22 protein-coding genes, 1 riboswitch and 1 other annotated feature are annotated in these 22,741 nt (G+C 37.2%); of the genes, 4 read left to right on the top strand and 18 right to left on the bottom strand.

What is annotated here, in order from left to right; all coding sequences use genetic code 11:
• Positions 1–5 precede the first annotated feature (5 nt).
• The 9 genes from BM126_RS10790 to BM126_RS10830 all read right to left on the bottom strand — a co-directional run bounded on the left by BM126_RS10790 (position 6) and on the right by BM126_RS10830 (position 9,762).
• A complete protein-coding gene (locus BM126_RS10790) occupies positions 6–1,205 on the bottom strand; it encodes a glycosyltransferase family 4 protein (protein WP_090989522.1) in 1,200 nt (399 codons plus the stop codon).
• Between the two features lie 54 nt (positions 1,206–1,259).
• Positions 1,260–1,985: a GNAT family N-acetyltransferase gene (locus BM126_RS10795; protein WP_090989523.1), complete on the bottom strand. Its 726-nt coding sequence runs from the start codon at positions 1,983–1,985 to the stop codon at positions 1,260–1,262.
• Positions 1,986–1,997: 12 nt separating this feature from the next.
• Complete coding sequence (locus BM126_RS10800; RefSeq protein WP_090989524.1) at positions 1,998–2,627, bottom strand: sugar transferase; 630 nt, start codon at positions 2,625–2,627, stop codon at positions 1,998–2,000.
• Positions 2,620–3,858, bottom strand: a complete 1,239-nt coding sequence (locus BM126_RS10805) for a DegT/DnrJ/EryC1/StrS family aminotransferase (protein ID WP_090989525.1) — start codon at positions 3,856–3,858, stop codon at positions 2,620–2,622. The genes BM126_RS10800 and BM126_RS10805 overlap by 8 nt, the downstream gene beginning before the upstream one ends.
• A gap of 630 nt (positions 3,859–4,488) precedes the next feature.
• Complete coding sequence (locus BM126_RS10810; protein WP_090989526.1) at positions 4,489–6,324, bottom strand: polysaccharide biosynthesis protein; 1,836 nt, start codon at positions 6,322–6,324, stop codon at positions 4,489–4,491.
• A gap of 13 nt (positions 6,325–6,337) precedes the next feature.
• Entirely contained in the window at positions 6,338–7,228 is an 891-nt protein-coding gene (gene galU / locus BM126_RS10815) for a UTP--glucose-1-phosphate uridylyltransferase GalU (protein WP_090989527.1), read from the bottom strand.
• A 256-nt stretch (positions 7,229–7,484) separates the two neighbouring features.
• Positions 7,485–8,252 carry a tyrosine-protein phosphatase gene (locus tag BM126_RS10820; protein WP_090989528.1) on the bottom strand — a complete coding sequence of 256 codons (768 nt, stop codon included), beginning with the start codon at positions 8,250–8,252 and terminating at the stop codon, positions 7,485–7,487.
• Between the two features lie 87 nt (positions 8,253–8,339).
• A complete protein-coding gene (locus BM126_RS10825; RefSeq protein WP_090989529.1) occupies positions 8,340–9,032 on the bottom strand; it encodes a CpsD/CapB family tyrosine-protein kinase in 693 nt (230 codons plus the stop codon).
• Positions 9,007–9,762, bottom strand: coding sequence for a YveK family protein (locus BM126_RS10830; protein WP_090989530.1), 756 nt, complete (start codon positions 9,760–9,762; stop codon positions 9,007–9,009). The genes BM126_RS10825 and BM126_RS10830 overlap by 26 nt, the downstream gene beginning before the upstream one ends.
• A 552-nt stretch (positions 9,763–10,314) precedes the next feature.
• A riboswitch (cyclic di-GMP riboswitch) is annotated at positions 10,315–10,402 on the bottom strand.
• Between the two features lie 498 nt (positions 10,403–10,900).
• On the opposite strand from BM126_RS10830, the gene BM126_RS10835 reads away from it, so the two are divergent.
• Entirely contained in the window at positions 10,901–11,662 is a 762-nt protein-coding gene (locus tag BM126_RS10835; RefSeq protein ID WP_090989531.1) for a tyrosine-protein phosphatase, read from the top strand.
• A gap of 488 nt (positions 11,663–12,150) precedes the next feature.
• The gene (locus BM126_RS10840) at positions 12,151–13,332 is read left to right on the top strand and encodes an MFS transporter (protein ID WP_090989532.1); all 1,182 of its coding nucleotides are present in this window, start codon (positions 12,151–12,153) and stop codon (positions 13,330–13,332) included.
• 366 nt (positions 13,333–13,698) lie between these two features.
• Here BM126_RS10840 and BM126_RS10845 read toward each other — a convergent pair whose 3' ends face one another.
• From BM126_RS10845 to BM126_RS10885, 9 genes are all read right to left on the bottom strand, one after another.
• On the bottom strand, positions 13,699–15,171 hold the full coding sequence (locus BM126_RS10845; RefSeq protein ID WP_090989533.1) for an amidase family protein: 1,473 nt from the start codon (positions 15,169–15,171) through the stop codon (positions 13,699–13,701).
• Between the two features lie 180 nt (positions 15,172–15,351).
• A complete protein-coding gene (locus tag BM126_RS10850; RefSeq protein WP_090989534.1) occupies positions 15,352–16,206 on the bottom strand; it encodes a GNAT family N-acetyltransferase in 855 nt (284 codons plus the stop codon).
• 212 nt (positions 16,207–16,418) lie between these two features.
• Positions 16,419–16,916 carry a GrpB family protein gene (locus BM126_RS10855; RefSeq protein ID WP_090989535.1) on the bottom strand — a complete coding sequence of 166 codons (498 nt, stop codon included), beginning with the start codon at positions 16,914–16,916 and terminating at the stop codon, positions 16,419–16,421.
• Between the two features lie 133 nt (positions 16,917–17,049).
• A complete protein-coding gene (locus tag BM126_RS10860; protein ID WP_090989536.1) occupies positions 17,050–17,316 on the bottom strand; it encodes a hypothetical protein in 267 nt (88 codons plus the stop codon).
• Positions 17,267–17,437, bottom strand: coding sequence for a hypothetical protein (locus tag BM126_RS22365; protein ID WP_177201399.1), 171 nt, complete (start codon positions 17,435–17,437; stop codon positions 17,267–17,269). The genes BM126_RS10860 and BM126_RS22365 overlap by 50 nt, the downstream gene beginning before the upstream one ends.
• Positions 17,438–17,714: 277 nt before the next feature.
• Entirely contained in the window at positions 17,715–17,981 is a 267-nt protein-coding gene (locus BM126_RS10870) for a helix-turn-helix domain-containing protein (protein ID WP_090989538.1), read from the bottom strand.
• A gap of 15 nt (positions 17,982–17,996) precedes the next feature.
• Positions 17,997–18,644, bottom strand: coding sequence for a GOLPH3/VPS74 family protein (locus BM126_RS10875; protein ID WP_090989539.1), 648 nt, complete (start codon positions 18,642–18,644; stop codon positions 17,997–17,999).
• Positions 18,645–19,125: 481 nt separating this feature from the next.
• A complete protein-coding gene (locus BM126_RS10880) occupies positions 19,126–20,379 on the bottom strand; it encodes an MFS transporter (RefSeq protein ID WP_090989540.1) in 1,254 nt (417 codons plus the stop codon).
• A 120-nt stretch (positions 20,380–20,499) separates the two neighbouring features.
• Positions 20,500–20,745, bottom strand: a binding site (T-box leader).
• Positions 20,746–21,107: 362 nt separating this feature from the next.
• Positions 21,108–21,347 (bottom strand): hypothetical protein, encoded by a 240-nt coding sequence (locus tag BM126_RS10885; RefSeq protein ID WP_071352448.1) that lies wholly within the window; start codon positions 21,345–21,347, stop codon positions 21,108–21,110.
• Positions 21,348–21,456: 109 nt separating this feature from the next.
• Here BM126_RS10885 and BM126_RS10890 point away from each other — a divergent pair, with 109 nt between their 5' ends.
• Both BM126_RS10890 and BM126_RS10895 read left to right on the top strand, forming a co-directional pair.
• Entirely contained in the window at positions 21,457–21,942 is a 486-nt protein-coding gene (locus BM126_RS10890; RefSeq protein WP_090989541.1) for an Hsp20/alpha crystallin family protein, read from the top strand.
• Between the two features lie 28 nt (positions 21,943–21,970).
• A complete protein-coding gene (locus BM126_RS10895) occupies positions 21,971–22,732 on the top strand; it encodes a hypothetical protein (RefSeq protein WP_090989542.1) in 762 nt (253 codons plus the stop codon).
• Positions 22,733–22,741 lie beyond the last annotated feature (9 nt).

Below are 22,741 nucleotides of genomic sequence, written 5' to 3' on the forward strand. Positions count from 1 at the left end.
ATACCTCACTTTTTAAAATGGCTCTCTAGTATCTCAACAGAACGATTTACATTGAAATTTTCTTCTAAATACTTACGACCATTAGCCCCCATCAAATTCAATCGTTTTGATTTGGACATTTCCTTAGCCTTATTTATAAAAGTTTCTATATCTCCTGACCAAACCCACTCACCACATTCCGCTTCTTCAATTAGCTCTTTTAAGTCAGTCACTTTATCTGTAGCTGCCAGCACTGGTTTGGCGTACTCCAAATACGATAGGATACGTGAAGGATAATTTGGTATAGAGAATCGTGGATCTAATACAATCAATCCAACATCACATTCTTTTGTTATCTGTTCATACTCAGTTCTTGGTAGATTTTCAATTACAAGAGCATTGTCAATATCCTTTTCCATTATTGTCTGCTCTAATTTATATCTATCAGTTCCTCTACCAATAAAAAGAAAGTACATGTCTTTCTCATTTTTGCACCCTTCAATAACCTTGCATAAAAGATCAATATACTGTGGTCTTCCCATATTTCCACCAAATAAAAAAACACAAGGCTCTTTAGGAATCCCAAGCTGCTCTCTCATCCGAAATTCATTAACATCTATACTGTTTGTCATTTTTTTAGTGTTAGGAAATATCTCGACCTTTGATGAGCTAACCCATGAATTATGATTTAATACGTATTGCAAATTAGCATTAGACATACACCCTATGTAATCAGCAGTTTGTAATAACTTTTTTTCCTTTGATATAAAAAATCGATGTAATATACCTTTTTCCCTTATAATCTCTAAATCTACTGCATTTTGAGGGAATATATCTTTGAGCATTAGATATGCTGGGCAGTTGAATTTTCTTTTTGCCCATGCAACCAAGCCCGCATTTGTAACTGGTGGCGATTCAAATAAAATAAGGTCAAACTCTTTTTTTTCTAAAAACTTTTTAATTCCATTTTTCATAAAACTTGGTATTTTTAATGTTGTGATGCCTTTTTCTATAAAACCTACATCATAATAGTTACCCGTCACAATACGTAGTACATCAAAACCACGTTCTTTCTTCATTTCTGTATGTTGCTTATTTCTCGCCTGTTCAGAAACAGCCACTGTGATCTCATTACCAGCTTCATTTAATGCTTCAGCTAAATCTGTATATATAGTAGCCCCCTTAACTGGCTCTGGAAAAGAAGTCGCAATGTATAGTAATCTCAAAAATATCTCTCCTCGTTTTCTGCCACACACTTTATATAATTTAGTAAAACAACACTATAAATTCCACAAATGATAAACTTGATGACATCCTACCTGTTTACAGCCAACTTTATGATAAAAGTTAATAGCCCCCAAGTTTCTAACTTGCGTACCAACTTTAATTACGTTAAAACCTTTTTGATGTGCTTCATACTCAACTACCTTAAATAGAGCACTACCAATGCCGCCTTGTGTCTCTTTTCGAGATACAGCAATTAGTTCAATTACACATGAATTATCAACATATGAAAATAATAAAAAACCATTTATATCGCCTTTTTTATCACTAGACAATGCATAATACTTGTCAGCCTTTCCAAAAGAATTAATAAGCCATTGTTGATAAACTTGATTCCCACCTCGTTTGGCTAATTCAGGATCCTCTGTGAATTTTGAGAACTGGAAATCTGCTATTTCAATGACTTGATCATTCTTTTCTAGTGCTTGGTGTATAGTTACATTCTTTGGTTTTTCATCTATTCCTACTAGTTTTTTCTCAAATTGTATATTAACATCTCCAAAAAAGGCTGATGTGTCTTTTCCAATCAACTGTGCATTAATAGGTTCAGAGTTTTTATTAATGATTGATATAAACTCATAATCTTTAAACCTAGTCTTTAATTCAATCCATTCATATAATGTAAGAGGTAAATTCAGAATAGCTTTAGCACAAGTAACACCAAAAAATTCTGTATCCCAATTCAATTCATTAAAGGTTACCGCATTTTTGAGATTTTCCAAAAAACTCACCCCTTACATTCCTAAACCCGTATTTTTGTTTGATTTCGTACTCTTTTTGGTTACAAATACATCTTCACGCTTCAGAACAGATTTAGCTGTTTTGAAAAATATCTTAATATCGAGCCACCAAGAAAGATGATCGATATAGTAAATATCATTTTGAATTCTTTCTTTCCAAGGCACAGTGTTTCTAAAGTATGCTTGATTATATCCCGTAACACCTGGCCTAATTTCAAGCTTTCTTTCCTCGTTACCCTTATATATTTCACGATGTTCTGGTAAGTCAGGTCTAGAACCAATTATACTCATATCACCCTTAATAATGTTTAACAACTGTGGTGTTTCATCAAGGCTAGTCTTACGGATAAACTTTCCGATCTTAGTTAATCTAGGATCATCTTCTGCATTAAAAGTTGATCCATCATCATTTCTTAGGTCAGGAGCATTTATTTTCATGGAACGGAATTTATACATTTTAAATACTTTTCCACCCTTACCGAGCCGGGGCGCATTATAAAAAATTGACCCTTTATCTTGAAAGTAAATGATCGGCCCTATAATCACTAGAATAATAAACCAAAATGGCATGGCTACTAAAGCTAAGATAAAATCAAATACTCTTTTAAAATAGTTCTTATACACCTTGTAACCCACCTTGAACATCACTAAGTACTTTTTTTAAATTCTCAACTACATATTTTACATCCTCATCACTCAATAGAGTATGAAGCGGAAGTGTGACTTCATTTACATATTGCTTATAAGCATTTGGGTAATCCTGAATATCAAACCCTAAATTCTTATAAGCCGTAAACATTGGTAATGGCTTATAATGGACGTTACATGCAACTCCAGCTTCAGCCATTTTAATAATAATTTCATTTCTCTGTTCTTCACTAATACCAGGTATTCTTACTAAATAAAGATGACCAGAGGAAGCAAAGTCCTCACAATAATGCCGCAAGCTTTGAATACCTAATGGTAAAAGTGCTCGATTATACATCTCAATAATCTCCCTACGTCTTTCCAACAATTCTTGGTATCTATTAAGTTGTATTAATCCAAAACCGGCCATAATGTCAGTCATATTGCACTTATATGCTGGATAAATAATGTCATATTCCCATGCGCCTTTTTGTGTTTTAGCAAGTGCATCTTTTGATTGGCCATGAAGGCTATACAACATGAACTGCTTATATAGCCATAAATCATCTAGACCACTGTCATTTCTCCAAACAACCGCTCCACCTTCAGCAGTTGTAAGATTCTTTACAGCATGAAAAGAGAAACAAGTAAAATCAGCAACTTGCCCACATTTCAATCCTTTTCTCTCAGCACCAAAGGCATGAGCAGCATCCGTCATAACTATTACTCTATTAAATAACGACTGAATTTCATTGTTAGGCTTAAACAGGCTTTTCTTACTTTCTACTATTTCATATATAGTATCGTAATTACACATCTTTCCTGCTATATCAACTGGGATGATTGCCTTAGTCTTTTCTGTAATTGCATCAGCCAATTTTGCATAATCCATTTCAAAAGAATCCGGGGCTGTATCAACTAGTACAATTTTCGCTCCTACATGTTCTATAATTGAAGCAGATGCCGTATACGTATAAGCTGAAGTAATGACCTCGTCATCCTGCCCTATTCCTAATATGCGAAGAGTTAACTCCATAGCAGCTGTTGCTGAATTTAAACAAACTGCTTTATTTACACCTACATATTCGGCAATTCTTTTTTCAAATTCTTTAGTTCTAGGTCCCGTAGTAATCCAACCAGACTTTATTGCTTTTACAACTTCTTCAATCTCCGCATCGGTGACATCTGGCGGAGAAAAAGGTATATTTCTTAATTCGGTATCAATCATTTTAATAGCCTCGCTTTACTCAAATTTTAGATTAAGAGCAATTAAGATATAATTTAGTTTGATAGTACTTAATTAGAATCCAATCAACTACTAACTCACTAAAATTGTTATCTACTTTTGATAGCCACCTCGTAATATCTATTCAATCTGCAAGCAAATACGAAATAGGTATTCATTCCTAATTCACCTTTTACCGAGTTTCTTCCTATTTAACATTCAAACGTTTATAACCCAGTTCTTTTTCTGAGAGGAAACTAATTATTTAAAAGAAACCGGACAATCTCCTTACTCCTCATCGCTGCCACCACTAATGCCATGAACAAACAACACTTTAGTATATTCATCGTTGATTTCAATTAGTAACTAAGAGTAAACTTTTTCGAAAAATTAAAAGTTGCATACTCTCATACATGATTTTATCTTTTATCAGGTTTTCCTGTATAAAAAGGCTAAGCAAAATAGTAAAATTAATAATAAGTCTTTCATTTTAACAGAATACCTACTTGTAAAATTTTCCTAAAACAAGTTTTTTTATAGTAAGTGAATAATATTGTTACCTAACATAACAAACGTCTATACCACAAACTGACTTATATTAATATTTGTAGATTAATAAAGCGCAAAAGTTACCTAAGAAAAGCTAACTGCTTCCCTCATTACCTCTTTCAACCCATCCTTCGTATTCGCAATCTCCACCAGCAGCTTCTTCAAAGTCACGTTATCTTTATCTATCAAGCTGGCAATAAACTCATAAAAGATTGGATCATCGACAACAGCTGCTTTTCCAATGTGTATCTTTGGAAATACCTGTTCCGGATGTACTTCATATTTGTTGAGCAGTTCTTCATACATCTTCTCCCCTGGTCGGATACCTGAGAATTCAATGCCGATATCTTCTATAGAATAGCCTGACAGTGTGATCAGGTTTTGGGCAAGGTCAACGATTTTGACGGGCTCTCCCATATCGAGTACAAAGATTTCTCCGCCTCTTGCTAATGACCCAGCTTGAATGACCAGCCTCGATGCTTCTGGAATAGTCATGAAGTAGCGGGTCATATCCGGATGGGTAACTGTGACCGGACCGCCTGCCTGGATTTGTTTTTTAAACAAGGGAATAACAGAACCCCTGCTGCCAAGTACGTTCCCGAACCGCACAGCAACGAAATTAGTTTGGCTTTCTCTTGCGAGGTTTTGAATAATCATTTCAGCAATTCGCTTTGTTGCCCCCATTACATTAGGCGGGTTAACAGCTTTATCTGTAGAAATCATAACAAAGCTTTTTACTCCAAATGCGTCAGCTGCCTCTGCTACATTTTTAGTACCAAATATATTGTTTTTCACTGCTTCCATAGGGTTATATTCCATTAATGGTACATGCTTATGCGCTGCTGCATGATACACTACATCCGGTTTATACTCGCTCATAACATCAAATATACGTACACGGTCCTGTACATCTGCTATAAGTGGAATAAAGTTAATCGTATCGCAATATTTATTCCTTAGTTCCATATCAATTGAATAAATACTGTTCTCTCCGTGGCCAAGCAACAGTAGTTTATCTGGATTGAATTTACAGATTTGACGGCATATTTCTGATCCAATTGATCCGCCTGCACCAGTAACCAATACTGTTTTTCCAGTTAATTGCTTCGATATTGTACTCAAATCCAGTTCTATTGGCTCTCTTCCAAGTAAATCCTCGACTTCGACATCTCGAATTTGATTGATGGATACATTCCCTGATGCAAGGTCTTCAATCATTGGCATGGTTTTTGTATTCGCACCTGTCTTTGCGCATTGTTCATAAATTCGTTTCAGCTGCTTTCTTTTTAACGAAGGAATTGCGATGACAATATTCTCAATAGACATCGTCGCGACTAGATTCGGTATTTCTGAGGTATCCCCTACTACCTTTATATTGTAGATTTGCAACTTTAACTTTTTAGGATCATCATCCACAAAAGCAACAGGATATAAATCTGTGTTTGTGCTCTTTAGCAGCTGTCTGGCAATCATGGTACCTGCCGATCCGGCTCCTATTATTAGCGTGCGTTTTTTATTAGGAGATGAAGTAACATAACGATCTCTAAGAACTCTCCAAGAAAACCTCGACCCTCCAATGAAAATAATATGCATCATCCAGGTTAAGCCTAACACTCTAAAGTAAATATCATGATTAATTAGCAATTGGACTAGTGAAGTGGTTACTGCAGAAAAGGTAACTGCCTTTGCAATGGCTAACAATTCACCTATACTCGCATACTCCCAGGCCTTCTGATACAAACGGTAAATGGAAGCGAATAAATGATGGCTGCATAATAATGTAATAGAACTAATCCAAACCATTGGGACCGTATAAATATCCATATAAGGGTTGAGGATAAAGTATCCGACGAAAATAGAAAATATAACAATAATGGAATCAAGTAACACTAACAGTGGTAACCTGCGTCTATAAGCCACTTGCAACCCCTCTTTAATTAGGATTTTTCACTTCGTACATTGTTAAACTCTTCTCTAAGAATGAAAGAATTTCATTTCTTATTTCTTCATCTTGAAGTGCGAATTCAATCGTTGTCTTTACGAAACCAGCTTTTTCTCCCACATCGTATCTTTTGCCTTCAAAGTCATAAGCAAATACCCTTTGAATTTGGTTCAACTGCTGAATGGCGTCTGTCAGCTGTATTTCACCGCCTGCACCTTTTTCATGGCGGTCAAGGAACATGAATATTTCTGGTGTCAGAATATATCGGCCCATGATGGCTAGATTAGATGGTGCATTACCTACACTAGGTTTTTCTACAAAATGATTCACTTGGTAGCGGCGACCCTCCTTTGTTGCTGGATCGATGATCCCATAGCGATGTGTTTCTTCACTATGCACTGTCTGTACACCAATGATAGATGATAATGTTTCATCATACTGATCCATTAATTGGCGTAAACATGGTGTATTGCTTTGGACAATATCGTCACCAAGTAATACAGCAAATGGTTCATCACCTATGAAATTCCGTGCACACCATACCGCATGCCCCAGTCCTTTTGGTTCTTTTTGACGGATATAGTGTATGTCAGCAAGATTGCTTGAGTAGCGGACCTTCTCTAAAATATCCAACTTATCTTTTTCTAATAGATTTTGTTCAAGCTCCCAGGCATGATCGAAGTGATCCTCTATCGCCCGTTTCCCCTTGCCTGTCACGATAATAATTTCTTCAATTCCAGATGCTACTGCTTCCTCCACGATGTACTGGATAGTTGGTTTGTCTACTATCGGCAGCATTTCCTTAGGCATCGCTTTTGTTGCCGGCAAGAATCTGGTCCCTAGTCCGGCTGCCGGTATGATGGCTTTTTTGACCTTTCTCACATGTTTTTCCTCCTTGGCATTTGATTTTTCGCAAAATAAATATCCAATGATAATGCACGTGTCATGACATGACCTATCATCAGATATTTATAATGGTGGAATAATTAATAAAAATGGGCATCTAACCCGTCCTCACATCATGCTCTTGACGACGAACGTGTCTAAGGAAATCTGTGTTTCCCACAGCACAACCGAGTGCTTTCCTGGATAACGGACAGAAAGCTTCGCCGGTCAGGTTTTTCCTGACATTTAATATTTAAAATAAGCCTAAAAATTTCTTCTTTGTGATTTTTTCCGGGATTTCTTTATAAACAGATTGTCCCTGAACTATTAGCTCTGCGTTTTCCTGGAAGAAATAAACCATATCCACACCGAACTGCTTCTCAACGTCGTCAAGCGCTTCCATTAGTTTAAAGCTGCGGTTGGTCGTATTGTGGGCATCTGATGAAATGAAATGAGTTAGATTTGCTTCAATAAGCTGATGAGAGAATTTTGTAATGTTTTTTCCGAAATAACCAGCAAGGCTGGAGGCTGTGACTTGGGTTAATGCGCCGTTCTTTACTAGCTGGTATAGAATATCAGGGTTTTGAATCAGTTCCCGATTTCGTTCTGGATGTACAATGATCGGGGTCAATCCTTTATTTTGCACGTCGTAAAGCAAGCGTTCGGTATAGCGCGGCACATGCCCAGAAGGCAGTTCAATGAATAGGTAAGAACTGCTGATATTCAATGGCAGAATGTCACCAGCGTCATAATCTTCAAGTAGTTCACCATAAATTCTTGTTTCCTGGCCAGGCAGGATGGTGAGAGGGACAGAGGAGTTTTTCAATACTTCGTTCAGTTCTCTTACTTTGCTTAAAATATCCTTTTTTGTATTATCATAGCTTCCATTTTTATGATGAGGAGTCGCAATGATTGACGTGATGCCTTCTTGTACGGCAACCTTTGCCATATCCAGGCTGTCTGCGATAGTTTTTGCTCCATCATCAATACCAGGAAGTATATGACAATGTATGTCAATCATTTACCTATCCCTCCTTTTAACATTTTTATAATTAATCAATCACTCTAGCATATTGCTTATTTTTTAATAGTTTCTGATTAATATCTTTTACTTTCCTCCATAATAATAGTAATACTGGCCTTCTTTTACCTTTTTATTGTTTAGTACGATGCCTAAGATGGTTGCATTAACAGTTACTAGAGCTTCCTTTGCCTTAAGTGCTGCATCCTTTTCGGTCCTTCCGCTGGAGACTACTAATATCGTTCCATCACTGCGGTTAGCTAGTATTTGGGCATCGGTAACGGTCAACAATGGTGGTGTATCAAATAAAATGATATCGAATTCTTCCTGCACATCATCCATGAATTCTTCCATTGCTCTTGAACCTAGAAGTTCAGCCGGGTTAGGCGGAATCGGGCCGCTAGTTAAAATGTACAAGTTCTTTTCCTTTGTCTTAACAGCTGCTTCTCTCAATTCCATTTGCTTTGTCAGCACCGTTGTTAATCCAAAGGTATTTGTTAAGTTGAACGTATAATGTGCAGTAGGTTTTCTGAGATCGGCATCAATCAGCAGTACAGATTTTCCCTGCTGTGCAAATACAACTGCAAGGTTCGCTACTGTTGTTGATTTCCCTTCTGTCGGCCCTGAAGATGTCACGACTAGTGTCCGGATTTCTTTATCTACAGAAGAAAACTGTATATTCGTCCTGATGGTCCGGTATTGCTCAGAAATCGGGGACTTGGGATTTAGTCTTGTAACAAGCTTTCGCTTATGTTCAAATAACTTCTTTTTGGGAGCCAATGGTTTCACCTCTCCTCTTTGCCGTTCTTTCCGATTTTGAACCCACATCTTCTTGCTCATTTATTGTTGTAATGACTCCCAGTACAGGAAGTTCCAGAAGTCTTTCAACATCCTGCTCGGTCTTGATTGTGTTATCAAGGTACTCCAGGAGAAATGTCAGCCCGACTGATACCATCAAACCTACTACCAGTGCAATCGCAATGTTCATTAGCGGTCTCGGTTTAACCGGTGATGGAAAATCTGATACTTCTGCTCTGGAAAGAATCTTTACGTTATCAACCTTCATAAGACTAACAACTTGTTTCTGAAAAACTTCGGCAACGTTGTTAGCTATTTCTGCAGCTGTTACCGGATTAGGGTCATCCACGGTAATGTTCATGATTTGGGTATTTTGCGCACTCGCTACTGTAATCTTATTGCCAAGTGATTTTCCATTACCATCCAAATTTAGGTTAGATACTACTTTATTAAGAACAGCTGGACTTTTAATGATCACGTTATAGGTATTTACAAGCTGCAGATTGGTTTGTACCTGATTATACTCATAGGGTGAACTTATACCTTTATTCTCGTTAACTAAGATCTGTGATGTAGCCTCATAAACAGGAGTCAGATAAAAATAGCTGACTGCTGCACTTGCCACTGCGGCAAGCCCTGTAACCACTAGGATTAAGCCTAGCCGTTTCTTGATAACACTAACTATTTCTTTTAAACTGATTGTCTCTTCCATTGCTTCCTCCTGTTCAGAAAATATAAAAATTCTCGAGCTAATTGCCATCATACAATCCACGATATTAATTACTTCTAACAAAATTTGGTTAATGATGTAATTCATTTAATAACAAAAACAATGAAAAGGCTACACATTTTTGTAAATTTTTCAAATTAATTATACAAATCACTTTGTTCGTTATAGTGTACAACATGTTTGTGGAAAAATCCACTATAATACTCATTTTTCTCGCTTGTATCGACAGGAACTTTGGCAGCATCCAAATAAAATTGCTGTAATGCGATCGAATAAAATGAATGTCTTCGTTCAATAAAAAGACAAAAGGAAATCTTCAATGCAAAATTTGTTGTAAGGCGACTACTGTAGATATCCGAAAATACAAAAACGCCCTGGATGATTTCCAGGGCATTTCTTGGGTTGATATTTAATTAGCCACGATGGTAATATGTGCACTAAAACTATTGCTGCTGTTACGGCTTGTTTTCTTCTCTTAATCATAGATTCGGGTGCATCCAAAATCTTAACATCAATTGTTCTTCTTTAAGGTTTGATGGCAGCTGACTGATTTTGTCGAAACCTGACAGAATTCCCTATAGCTTTGCGTCATCCCTTTTCAGTAAATTTACCTTTACTCTCTCATTGTGAGGTATCAAATTATTTAAGCGGTCACCTAATATTCCACGGCATTTCATGAAGGATATATTCTTCTAAACTAGAGCTCAGGTTTGAAATTTTAAAGAGCGGAAGAGAAATAATATAATTAGGAAGAAACACGGTTTTTAGATGAATAATGTATGGGCTAATATTTGTTTTACCCATCTCTTTAATCCTCGTTCAAAAAGGCAGAGGGATAATTAAGTGCAGGTAATGCACATGATACACCACCAGCATCAGCTCCGTCTATTCTTCCTGAAACCAGATATGTCGAAATACCTAGAATTAGCACTTTTATTCTTTAACTATTGAACCCTCTTCTTTGGTAAAAGATTACCTGTTAGAACATCCATCTTAATATTTTCACAGTGTTTTTTCTGTATAATGCCGTCGAAATTATAAGAAAAGTATTGATTCAGCGTTTACTACCTCTATGGTAGGATTAAACTACCAATTTATTAACGAAAGGAGGGTTAAATGTATGATCGACATCAGCACTCATATATTGCCAGGATGCGGCGATGGTCCTGAAAGTATGTCGCATAGTGTGGAGATGGCCAGGAAATTTTCAGCCGCAGGCATTTCAGCAGTGTTTGCTACCCCTCATCATAAAAACGGCAAATATGATAATTTCAGAGATGATATTCTTCTGAATACCGGACGCTTGAATACAGAATTGCTGGAGGAAGGCATTTCTTTGACGGTCTATCCGGGGCAGAAAACGAAACTATATGGAGATCTTATTGCTGATCTTGTTAAAGGTGAAATCTTGCCGCTGAATGACGGAATGTATCTGCTGTTAGAGCTTCCTTCCGACCATGTGCCAAAGTATACCGAACAGCTTTTGTACGATTTGCAAATAAAAGGGCTGATCCCCATACTTGCCGGACCAGAGCACAATCCGCAGATTATGGAGCAGCCGGATCTGCTGTATGAGCTTGTCAGGAGGGGTGCACTGACCATGATAGGCACTTCCAGCATTCTGGGCGATCACAAACGGGCTATCCAAAGATTTGCCCTGCAAATGATTGACTGCAACCTTGCCCATTTCATCTCATCTAACCATAACGGCAGCCGGGAAGCCCTTCAATTATCCAAAGCTTATGATATGATCGGCAAGAAACTTGGCAAAGACACGGAATTCCTATTTCGCGAAAATCCGCAGTATGTCATTGAAGGCACATCCATCCTGAAAGATGCACCAAAGCGTTTGAAGAAGAAAAAAGCACTCGGCATTTTTTAAATGATTATCTATATATAGAACCATCTCCACTCCTGATATCTATATGTCAGGAATATGTGAACTTGGTTCTTTTTCTTGGCCGATGGTGCGAAATTTGTAGCAAATTCGGGTGTTTCATTTACATAAAATGGCGGTATAAGACATGAAAGGCAGTTCTTCTGGTTTTACAATTTCCTAAAAAATATAAGGAGTGAAACAGAATGAGTATTAAAGCCGGTATTTGGAGAATTCTTGCGTCACAGGACAAAATATATATCCTGCAATCACTTAGCAATGATTCGCGGGTAATAAAGAACGAAGATTGATAGATGATTTTGAATAGAAAATGAAGGAATGGACTTAACAGCGGCTGTTTTAAAAAGTTCATTCCTTTTGCATGTCCTAAAAATATTTCAATTTCCGTAATTTTTATCATGTTAAACAATGGCCTGCTATGTATTTTTCCTGTAAAATAAAGTCATCATTAGTATATAGAGGGTGAATCCAGCATGAGTGAACCATTAGTAAAAGAAGCTTTACAGCGTAAGGAAAGAATTTGGACACGAGATTTTATCCTGATTTGCCTGGCCAATTTTTTTATTTTTCTCGGCTTTCAGATGACACTGCCGACCATTCCCTTGTTTGTCGAGCATCTGGGCGGCAATGATCAGCTGATTGGTTTTGTTGTCGGCATCTTCACATTCTCTGCCCTGCTGACCCGTCCCTTTGCCGGACATGCGCTGGAATCAAAAGGAAGACGTTTTGTATACATACTTGGATTGGCGATTTTTGTTGTTTCTGTCGGATCCTTTGGATTCCTGGTCAGCATGTTCATGCTGTTTGCCATGCGGATTGTCCAGGGAGTGGGCTGGGGCTACTCCACTACCGCCTCCGGTACGATCGCAACTGACCTGATTCCGGTAACACGGCGCGGAGAAGGAATGGGATATTTCGGCTTATCCGGAAACCTGGCTTTAGCTTTCGGCCCGTCGCTTGGCCTCGCCCTATCAGGAACATTGCCTTTTAAGGAACTGTTCTTTATCTGCGCTGGGCTCGGTCTCATGGCCATGCTGCTTTCTTCTCAAATTCGCTACAAAAAGGTGGAAAAGGCCTCGGTTGATACCGTAACCGTAAAGTGGGACTTTTATGAAAAAAGCGCGCTAAAGCCGTCCCTCCTTCTTTTTTTCATCACTGTTACCTTCGGCGGCATTGCAGCCTTTCTACCACTGTACACAGCGGAGAAAGGCATCTCCGGGATTCAGTGGTACTTCCTTGTGTATGCCATTGCCCTGCTTTTGACAAGGACCTTTGCAGGAAGATTGTATGACGCGAGAGGCCACCGAGCCGTGTTCATTCCGGCCACAGCACTGATTGTCATCGCCATGGTCCTTCTCGCCTGGCTGCCTAACACAACCATTCTTTTGATTGCCGCCTTTTTGTACGGCTTTGGATTCGGCTCGGTCCAGCCCGCTCTCCAAGCCTGGAGCATCGAGAACGCCGAGCGCAACAGAAAAGGAATGGCCAACGCCACTTTCTTCTCCTTCTTCGACCTCGGAGTCGGAGTCGGCGCGATGGCCTTTGGCCAAATCAGCCACATTTTCGGTTACAGCAGCATCTATATCACAGCCGCCATCTCGGTTCTGCTCGCAATGGTTGTTTATTTGATGATCACTAGGAAAAGAACAGTGTAAGCTGCGGGAATTGATCCTGCAGCTTTTTTTGTGGGGCGGAGTTGCTTTTGTCTATTCTTGGGGTTAATTGGTACTCAGGAGAAACAATTCACTTACAGTGCCTCATTTAATTGTTCATACTCAACGGCACTTGAATGGGCTATTTCTTGATTATTTAATTCTTTAATTACCTCTTGAATGACCATAAATCCCTCGTTTATTAGAATGTTACTTAAATAAGATGCTCTCTTTCAAAAAAGCGCATCTTATTCGAGAATCACGCACATTTGTTGAAGATCACATGCCTTAGAATGAATCATTTTTCTTGTAGATAAGCACCCTTTTGTTTTGATTAAAAGTGATTTAAAAAAAGAGAGTTTAAGTATATCAATATGTTATGTTTGGGCTTCTACGATGCTTTGTAGCCTGCTCAAAGGCATAAGCGACTTTTATTAAAACACCTTCATTAAAAGCAGTACTTGCCAAAGTGAAACCAAAAGGTATTCCATTTTTCATATATCCAGCAGGTATAGCTATGGAAGGATAACCAGCTTTCGCACATATTGTCGAACCTATATACGAAGGGAATAGAATCACATCAAGACCATACGTCTTTAAGGCAAAATCAATGCCTTGTTCCTGGGAAAAATACAAATCTTCTAATTTTGCATTCAAATATTCAGGATTTCTTAATGTGTTAGGGAAACTTTCTCTTAGCTCCAACTTATTTTGACCGTACTTTAATGCTTTTGCTTCGATGTTTTTGTTAAACTGAATTAATTCAGCAATAGAATGTACAGGTGTATTCGATGGTAATTTTGAAAGATAATTTTCTAAGCTATGTTTCAATTCATATAATGACACTCCCCAGCTCCATTCTCTATGAAAAGAGGGGATTTCTATATTTTCAAAGACCTGTGCGCCTTCATTTTTTAGTGTTTGAATGACATTTTTAAACAATTCCTCATCGTACTCTTCAGATTCATAATAATCATTAGAAGCTTTGTTGAATACTCCAATTTTCGCATCCTTAAGACCCATAGAATCTAAATAAACTGTATAATCCTGTTGCAACCTTCCTTTATTTTTATGTGTAGCAGGATCAAGCTTATCAACTCCAGCTAAAGTTCCTAATAAAATTGCTGCGTCTGTAACAGTTCTTGCGAATGGTCCTGCTGTATCTTGAGAATATGTAAAGGGAATAATCCCACTGCGGCTAACTAAACCAACAGTAGGTTTAATACCAATCACAGAGTTTGTAATAGCTGGACTAAGAATAGAAGCATCTGTCTCAGTACCTACTGATAATACGGTAAAATTTGCAGCAACCGCCACTGCTGATCCTGAGCTTGAACCACCAACAAAAAGACCAACATCCCCATATGGATTTAATACTTGTCCCCCTCTTGAACTGTAGCCAGCCTGCATTTCAGAAGACATCCCATTAGCTAATTCTGTCATATTCGTCTTACCTAAGATAACTGCGCCTGCTTTACGGAGTTTTTTAACAAGAAATGCGTCTTTACCACTAATATTATTCTCAAGTGCAATTGTTCCTGCACTTGTATGCATTGAATCATTTGTTTCAATATTGTCTTTAATAAAAACAGGAATACCATGTAAAGGTCCTCTAACACCTTTTGTTACTCTTTCATAATCTAATGCTTCAGCAATGAATATTGCGTCAGGGTTTATTTCAAGAATAGAATTTATTTTCGGGCCGTCTTGGTCATACTTTGCTATTCTAGACAGGTAATACATTACCAACTCTTTTGAGGATACTTCTCCATTTTCCATAGCTTTTTGTATGTCATTAATCGTTAACTCATCTCTGAAAAATTCATTAAAATTAATTCCCATTAAACTCTCCTTGTACCATCAAATTTAAATGATTTATATTTAGACCTACATTTCTATTCTATATATAAATTCATTAATCCTTCTTCAACTATCTGGCCCCATACATTAGAAAGAGCGCAATTCTCATTCTGGAATTGCACCTGATATCCGCTATAAATTTGAATAGTTATTGAAACAAAATTATTCGCCTTTATCAAAACCTAAATGAACAGAATCTGCAATCCTTTCATAGCCAATTTCCCTATAAATCTTATTTGATGTAGGATTCATCAAATCTGTGTATAGTACGCAAAAATCGAAATCTTTGAGCAGTTCTCTTGAAACCGCCGCAACAAGCGCCCTAGCATATCCATTTTTGCGCTTTTCCTTTGGCGTAAATACCAAAGTAACGGTTACACCGTTCTTTGTCGGACGTGACTTCTTCATCATAGATACAATCTTTCCTTTATCCTCCCAAAGAAAAACCTCACGTTCCTTTAAAAACATTGCGACACGTTTTTTCACGTGTTCGATTGGTGAAATCGGCATTCCGGTATCAATTTCGAATAAGTTGAACCACTTTTCGATAAGTGAAGAATCATTTTCTTCTGCATAGCGCCAATTACCAGGACTATGTTCAAGCGTTTCATTTACCTCATTTAATCGATACAATCCCTGATCCATAAGTAGTCGATGAGTCATATCGGTTTTAATTTCCCACTTCTTCGCGACTTTATATGCCCACGGTTTCAAACTGATAATCGAACGAAAGTCAATGTCATGTTCGAGCATATTTTTTATGAAGAACTCTATTATTTCTTCTAAACGGATTTCATCGACAAAAATTAGATTTAACGGATGCGGGGGAGTCATTTGAAAAAGGGCTAATATTTTTCCGTCCTCTTCAATTGCCGCCATAAATGGATTCTCATAATTACCAGCTTTAATCGCTTGTAGCACACCAAAAAACAGACTGAATATATCTTCCTTTTCCAATAAAATCGGCTCTATCTTTCTCTCAAAATCATGAGCATTATCGTAAACTTTAAATTTCATTTTCAATACCCCATTCTTAATCAGATAATATCGAAAGCACCGATTTAGAAACACTATTTTATCCGGAAATCTGGCCCGTTTGACGCAAAGTCTTTACCCAGCAAATGCTCCCTCTTAATGGAATAACCTGATATGGCCTCATGCTTAGGAGCGATTAATTGTTCTTCTTCTTTCGCCGCGTTAGCTTAAGTATAATTGTTCACAATCTTATGTCACAGTTTATTAAATTCAGAAGTGTTCATTAATTTTTGGAAAAACTCATTTTTAGCTTCCCTATACTCATCCATTTCTTTCCCTTCAAACTCTCTTTTTAACTCATCATATTCCAGCCTGTAAGTATCATTTAGTAATAATACATCTCGAAATTTCCAAAAGAAATCATATTCAGAATCTATGACAGTTAATTGAACTCCTAAAGGAGGAACGGTTGAACCATCTTTAAAAGCCCTGAACCAGTCGGTTTTTACACTGCCTTCATTAAGCTCATAAACTGCTGAAAGTGTCTGAACTGCCTTTAGGAATTGCTCTGGAGAAACTCGTACCTGTATATCTATATCACCTTTTGTAAGGCTATTAGGTACAGCTGTACTACCGACGTGCTGAACATCAGATTCTGGCAAAAGCTCTCTAATTTTATTTTTGTGTACTAAGAAAGCTTTCTCAGCCTTTTCATAAACATGCCTATATTCAAAAAAACTAACATATTCCATATTCCCCCCCCCATAGGATATATTTTATGGTTAATTTTACCATATTATTCAGCTATACTGCCAAGTTAGCGACAGCTTTCTAAGGGCCATTCCTTCTTAAAACTAACTGACCTGTTTGCTGCAAAGTGAAAGGTTATTCACATAGGGATTCTACTTGTTTATCAAATTTTACATTTCCCTTGTAGTACACATCATTTAATTTTAACAGTATAAAGTCACCAACTTCTTTTTCGTTTCGGTAAGCTTTGACTAAGCAACCTTCGTATGTTAAAAGCAGCTCTCTTTCTTCTTGATTCTGGTCACGGATAAACTTTATTTTTCCTGCTCTGTCTATCCATTTGTTAATATCTTCAAGCCTGGTTATTTTCTTTACGTTTACCGTTTTTTTCTTTAATTTCAATTTTTGTTATATAGTTAGCGGTATAGATTTCCCCAAAAAGCATTTCGCCTTCTTTTTTTTGACAAGACATTAGACTTGCTATTAAAACAACTAAACAAGTGTACAAAAGAATGCTTCTCAAGAAACCTTTCCTCCTAATATCACAGAGTAATTTTGCTACTTATATTCTATTAATAGTTCATACAGTCCTTCTCTTATTCGAAATAAAGACTGTTGGAGTAATAAAAAAGGCTGCCGTAGCAGCCAAATCTTTGTTCAACGAACGCACACGTAAGTATATTTCTTCACTAAGCCAACCTAAAATGACTGAGCTGTATTGTATTACGCAATAAATCTTTTTACTCAACAGGCGCTCGAGAGTTGAATAATACTAAAGAGTTTATCAAGCAGTTTTAATTTCATTCCTCATTATTGACCAACCATTCTCTAATCTCTTTAATTGACAGCCCAGTTTTTTTTAACTTGTTAATTGTCTCAATTCTTTTAACTGAAGCTTCTCTAGGGTACCGTCGGGTTAAATTTTCTTCTTTTTGTTCAAATGGAATTAAGCCTGCCTCAGTGTAATGTTTTAAGGTGCTGTATCTTGAATCTGTAATTCGAGCTAGTTCTCCTATAGATAAATAGTCGGATTGCAGAATATCATCTAATGACCGCCTTCTGGACACTAAAATCCCTCCAAATCAACCGACAGACGCGATAATCGTAGTAATTGTGTGTGATATTCTATCTACTAGAGCAAAGATCTCTTTGTTTAATTTTTCATCGTGAAGTTCAGATAGTTTCTCATTAAGATCTTTTTCCTCAAACTCACTAAAATAATACTTTAAGATATGGCTTCCCAGTAACAAACTCGCCAAAGCAATTGTATCTTTTGTAACTGTTCCTACTTCTAATAACTCTGCACGGATTTGTTCAACAATTTGTTTCTTAGTTTCTTCTCCACCTGCATAGCGGTTAGAATGACCTAAAATGCCTCCACTATTTTTAGTGACAATATCCATATCCACTAAATAATCGCCAATTGAATTAAACATATCTTTGAAAAGACTACGGTTAGTAACTAATTTCCTTGCTAATTTTTTAAAGTTAAGTGACCTTTCAGCAAGAACTTCATTATAAATTGGACTTAAAAACTTTTTATTACTTGGTAATTCTTGTTTTACCATTACCTGATCATCTTCAATTAAAATAACCTCTTCTAAAGCAAGTTCCAAAATTCCACTTGCAATCAAAAAAGCGCGAATGCGTAAGCTTCCGAGAGGAGAAACCCCTCCTTTGTCATTTAATGATAACAACAAAAAGCTTTGAGAAATCTGTATATCCTTCATAAAAACACTCCTGAAATTATTATTTAACACTTACTACTTACTACTTACTACTTATCACTTACTACTTACTGTATAACTCAATTTGATTCTTGTCAATGCAATTTAAACTAGAAAGGCAATCCAAATTTTAAAGTTATGATTATCGATCATAAAGAATTTCACTTCTTTTAATCAATTTAATTATCTGATTGTTGAAAACTGCCGCCACTAAATAAAATCTCTCGTAAAGTACTTTCTTTCATAAACGAAATTATTTATTGCGCAGTGGCGTGGAGCATGTATATCACTTGGTAAAATGTAGAGTAAAATGTAACTCCTTATGCCTTCACGAATCCAAAATGACATGAACTCATTTCATTTAATCGCTAAATACATATCAAGGGTTATGAAATCCTACGAATAAGCGAGTATTCGTGAGAAAAACTGTATTTAATTGAGTGAATTCAATAAGATAGCAATGCATTATTCTTTATCATCTGGATTAGAGACCCTTAGTTCCAACAGATTCTGAATGGTATAATTGACTTTTTGAAGGTAATAAACTGAATATGCATAAAGTGATGGATAATATCATCATAACTAAAACACCTATAATCACTACATTCTGAATGGAAGTAATCTGAGCCATCATTCCCATAATGCTAGTTGCCGTTATCACTAAAATTGCTTGAACTAGACTATATAAACTGCCAATCCGTCCCATCACATCAACTGGTATATTATTCTGATAGAAGGTAAGAAACCCAGTATTGGCATAAGCGATAAAAAAGGCAAGAATAAAGAAACCAACTGCTGCAATAATAAACGAACTTGAAAATGCGTATATAATGTAACCAGTTGAGACTAATACCGAACCTAGACCAATTAATACCGATGTATGAATTTTTTTCACAATGATGGAGTTAATTAATGCTCCGACAGCAATACCAACTCCTGCTACCGTGACCAAAAAACCATATTCACTGTCTGATAAAAAAAGTACCTCTTTGGCAAAAGCAGCTTCGAGTGAATCAACAGCACTCGCCATAATAACCATCACACAACTAAATAAAAAGTAAATCAACATTATATAACTGTAGCGGCGGCTATATTCTGCAACAATATACCAATCCTTTTTTACTAATTCGAATGATATTCTGTCATTCGTTGATGTAACAATTGTTTGTTTCTCTATATCAGGCATTACTAAAGTAATTATTCCTGATATAAATAAAGAAACCGCATTTATATAAATTGCAACTATTGGTGTACCAATTAAAAACAATAATCCTGCAACTGCTGGACCTAATAAAAATGCACCTGATGTCACTAAACTATGCAGGGAATTAAATTGTTTTCTTTGTTCTTTCGGAATTAATTTTGTAATATAAGTCATTGATGTTGGACCAAACACCGAACTCGCCATATTTATGATAAATACAATTAAGTATATTAAAGCAATAGACGAAAAGAACGGTAATAATGCTATAAATATAGCTCTGAATACATCAAGAAAAACCATTAATTTTCGTTTGTTTAAACGATCAATCATACTCCCTGTCCAAAAGTTAGTACATAGAGTAGCCAAGGGTTTTATAATATAAAGACCTGTGACTGCAAGTGGTGAGCCATTCATATCCAAAACCATTAAATTAAGAGATATGAAATATATCCATTCACCGATATTTGAGACTCCAATTCCTAATAATAAAATTGATGGATATTTCCAAGAAGCTAGTTTTTTCTTTAAGCTCATCACTTTATCCTCCTATCCCAGCACAAATAAAGACTTCAAAAGAATGATTGATACTTAATGTTATTTATTAATTTTCCCAACAAAAAAATCTCGTCCCCAAGACTCTATGCTAACTAAAGTCTTGGGGACGAGATTTTTTAATCGTGGTGCCACCCCAGTTTATTAATATGTCGCCATATTAATCTTATTAGGTAAAATAATCCTATACCTTAGCTCTATAACGGGAGCTCCCGTCACATCATCCCCTAAAAGGTTCCGATATAATACTCAGAGGCTTGATTCAATAAATCATACTTACTCCTTTTCACCAAACGGAGCTCTCTGGAAAGAATTGATTTTATTTACTCTTCTCTTCATCGCATTTGTTTATTATTTCTATTTTACACAGGTTACCATTTTATGTAAATATAAAATTTTTCGCTATGGCTTCTAGCTATGCCCACAGTGCTAAAGCAATTATACGAACTCAGCTGTGGAAATACTTCATGGTTAGCGAAAGAAGAACTCCCATCAGTTCCTAAAATGCTGGTAGCTCACTCAAAAATCCCAAATGTTACTGCAGATCAACTAGAAAAGGAAATATATGAAGGATACACCAACCACTTTATTGAATGTATTTTATGATGCTTTAGGATATTATCAGGTTTAACACTCCCTGTTTTAGGGAGTGTTTTTGTTTGAACTAATCTCTTTGCAGCCAGGTTAGTCCCGATTTCTATGTAATTAATTCAAGGTAGCGGGATTTTTTGAAAAGATGATGGGCTGTCGATGAGGTCTCTGTCGTCGACTGCGCTTCTTGTGCCGATAAATCCGCTGTCGTCTCCAAAGTTTTGGCCAAAGCCTTGTGTTTTTTTATCTGAATTGTTCCAGTCTGCCAATAAATTTTGTCCGATATTGACCGCTGAAGCATTTTCAAAGGAATTAATTTTCAATAAAAAAATATTAATATTAATAGAAGCACCTGTCATGGTAGTCCCCCCTTTTTTCAATTTATATTCAGGGATTTGATTTTTATCACGCATTAAAAGGGCTTGAAGCCTATAAGCCCTTAGAGTGGCTAGGCAAGGAGGTGGCAGCATGGACTTTAATAAGCTGATGCAATGGATGGAGCTCGCCCAGAAATACCAGACGACGGATTTTTGGAATGGTGTTTTTGAACAGACCTCCTTTAACCAATTTATGAAGGAAAATATGGACATGAGTTCACCGCAGGGTCCCTCGCCTGACAATGGTGCAGCACCCATGCCGCGCAGTGATTTTCCAGCCGTTGATATTTATGTGACAGACACGGAAGTTATTATCCTTGCCGATCTTGCGGGGTATACGAAGGAGAATATTCAGGTATCTGTTTCCGGGGCAAGGCTTTTGCTGAGAGGAAGCATGAATTCAATGATTGCCGGCCAGGCCTTTTTAAAGGAAAGATCGCAGGATGGATTCCGGCGGATCATCGACCTGCCGGAGCCGGCTGAATCGAATCTAATCACTGCCAAATTCGAAAACGGACTTCTCCGTTTAACATATAACAGACAATTTATGGAGGAAGAGCGGGTCAATATCGAGTAAGTTCCGTATCAGAAAGCGAGGATATAACATGCCCTTATTCAGCCAAAAAAAGAACGGAGAAGACACACCAGACTTCGAAACACAGATACGGAGAATCAATACGCTTGAAGTCCATGTTGACCGGTTATTAAAGCTGGAAAACAAGGTCTCTCCCCTGCTAATTGGAAAGAAATATGCTGAGAAGAAGACTGAAACAGGCAGCACGGCTGGCGCTGGTGACCGCTCACTTCAGGATATTAACAAAAGACTTCACCGCCTCGAACAATCCCCCAGGGAATGGGCCAGCAAACTGAATGCGATTGAGCAGCGGGTAAAAATGGAACAAGCCTCAAGAAATTATGATGAATATCTGAATGAAATGGATGAACGGATTTTTGCCATGGAGGAGAAAATGATTCAGCTGCACGGGACACAGCTAGATATCCTTTCCCGCCTTGATGAGATGAGCGCGGAACTTTCGCAATATAAAGGGCAAGGCCCAACAAAAGATAAACAGCAGGTGATTGTCAAAGAAATCAATATTGAAAAGTTTTACCTCGATAAATACGAGCAAAACAATAACTTTGCACAGCTTGGCATCAAGGAATTAAGCGGTGCCCTCAATATCGGGGCAACTTACGGAACCGGAGTTTTTCCAGAGGCGCTCACACAGCAAATGAAGGATGATATGGCTGAGCTGCAGGCGGCGAAGGATGACTTGCCGGACAAGCAGGTGACACCGGAAGAAACAGAGATGAAAGTTGAGGAAGAGTTTTATTCAGAGGTTTCTATTGATGATGAATCAAGTTAGATCGTATTG

This window comes from Bacillus sp. OV322, assembly GCF_900112495.1.
Classification (GTDB): domain Bacteria; phylum Bacillota; class Bacilli; order Bacillales; family DSM-1321; genus Peribacillus.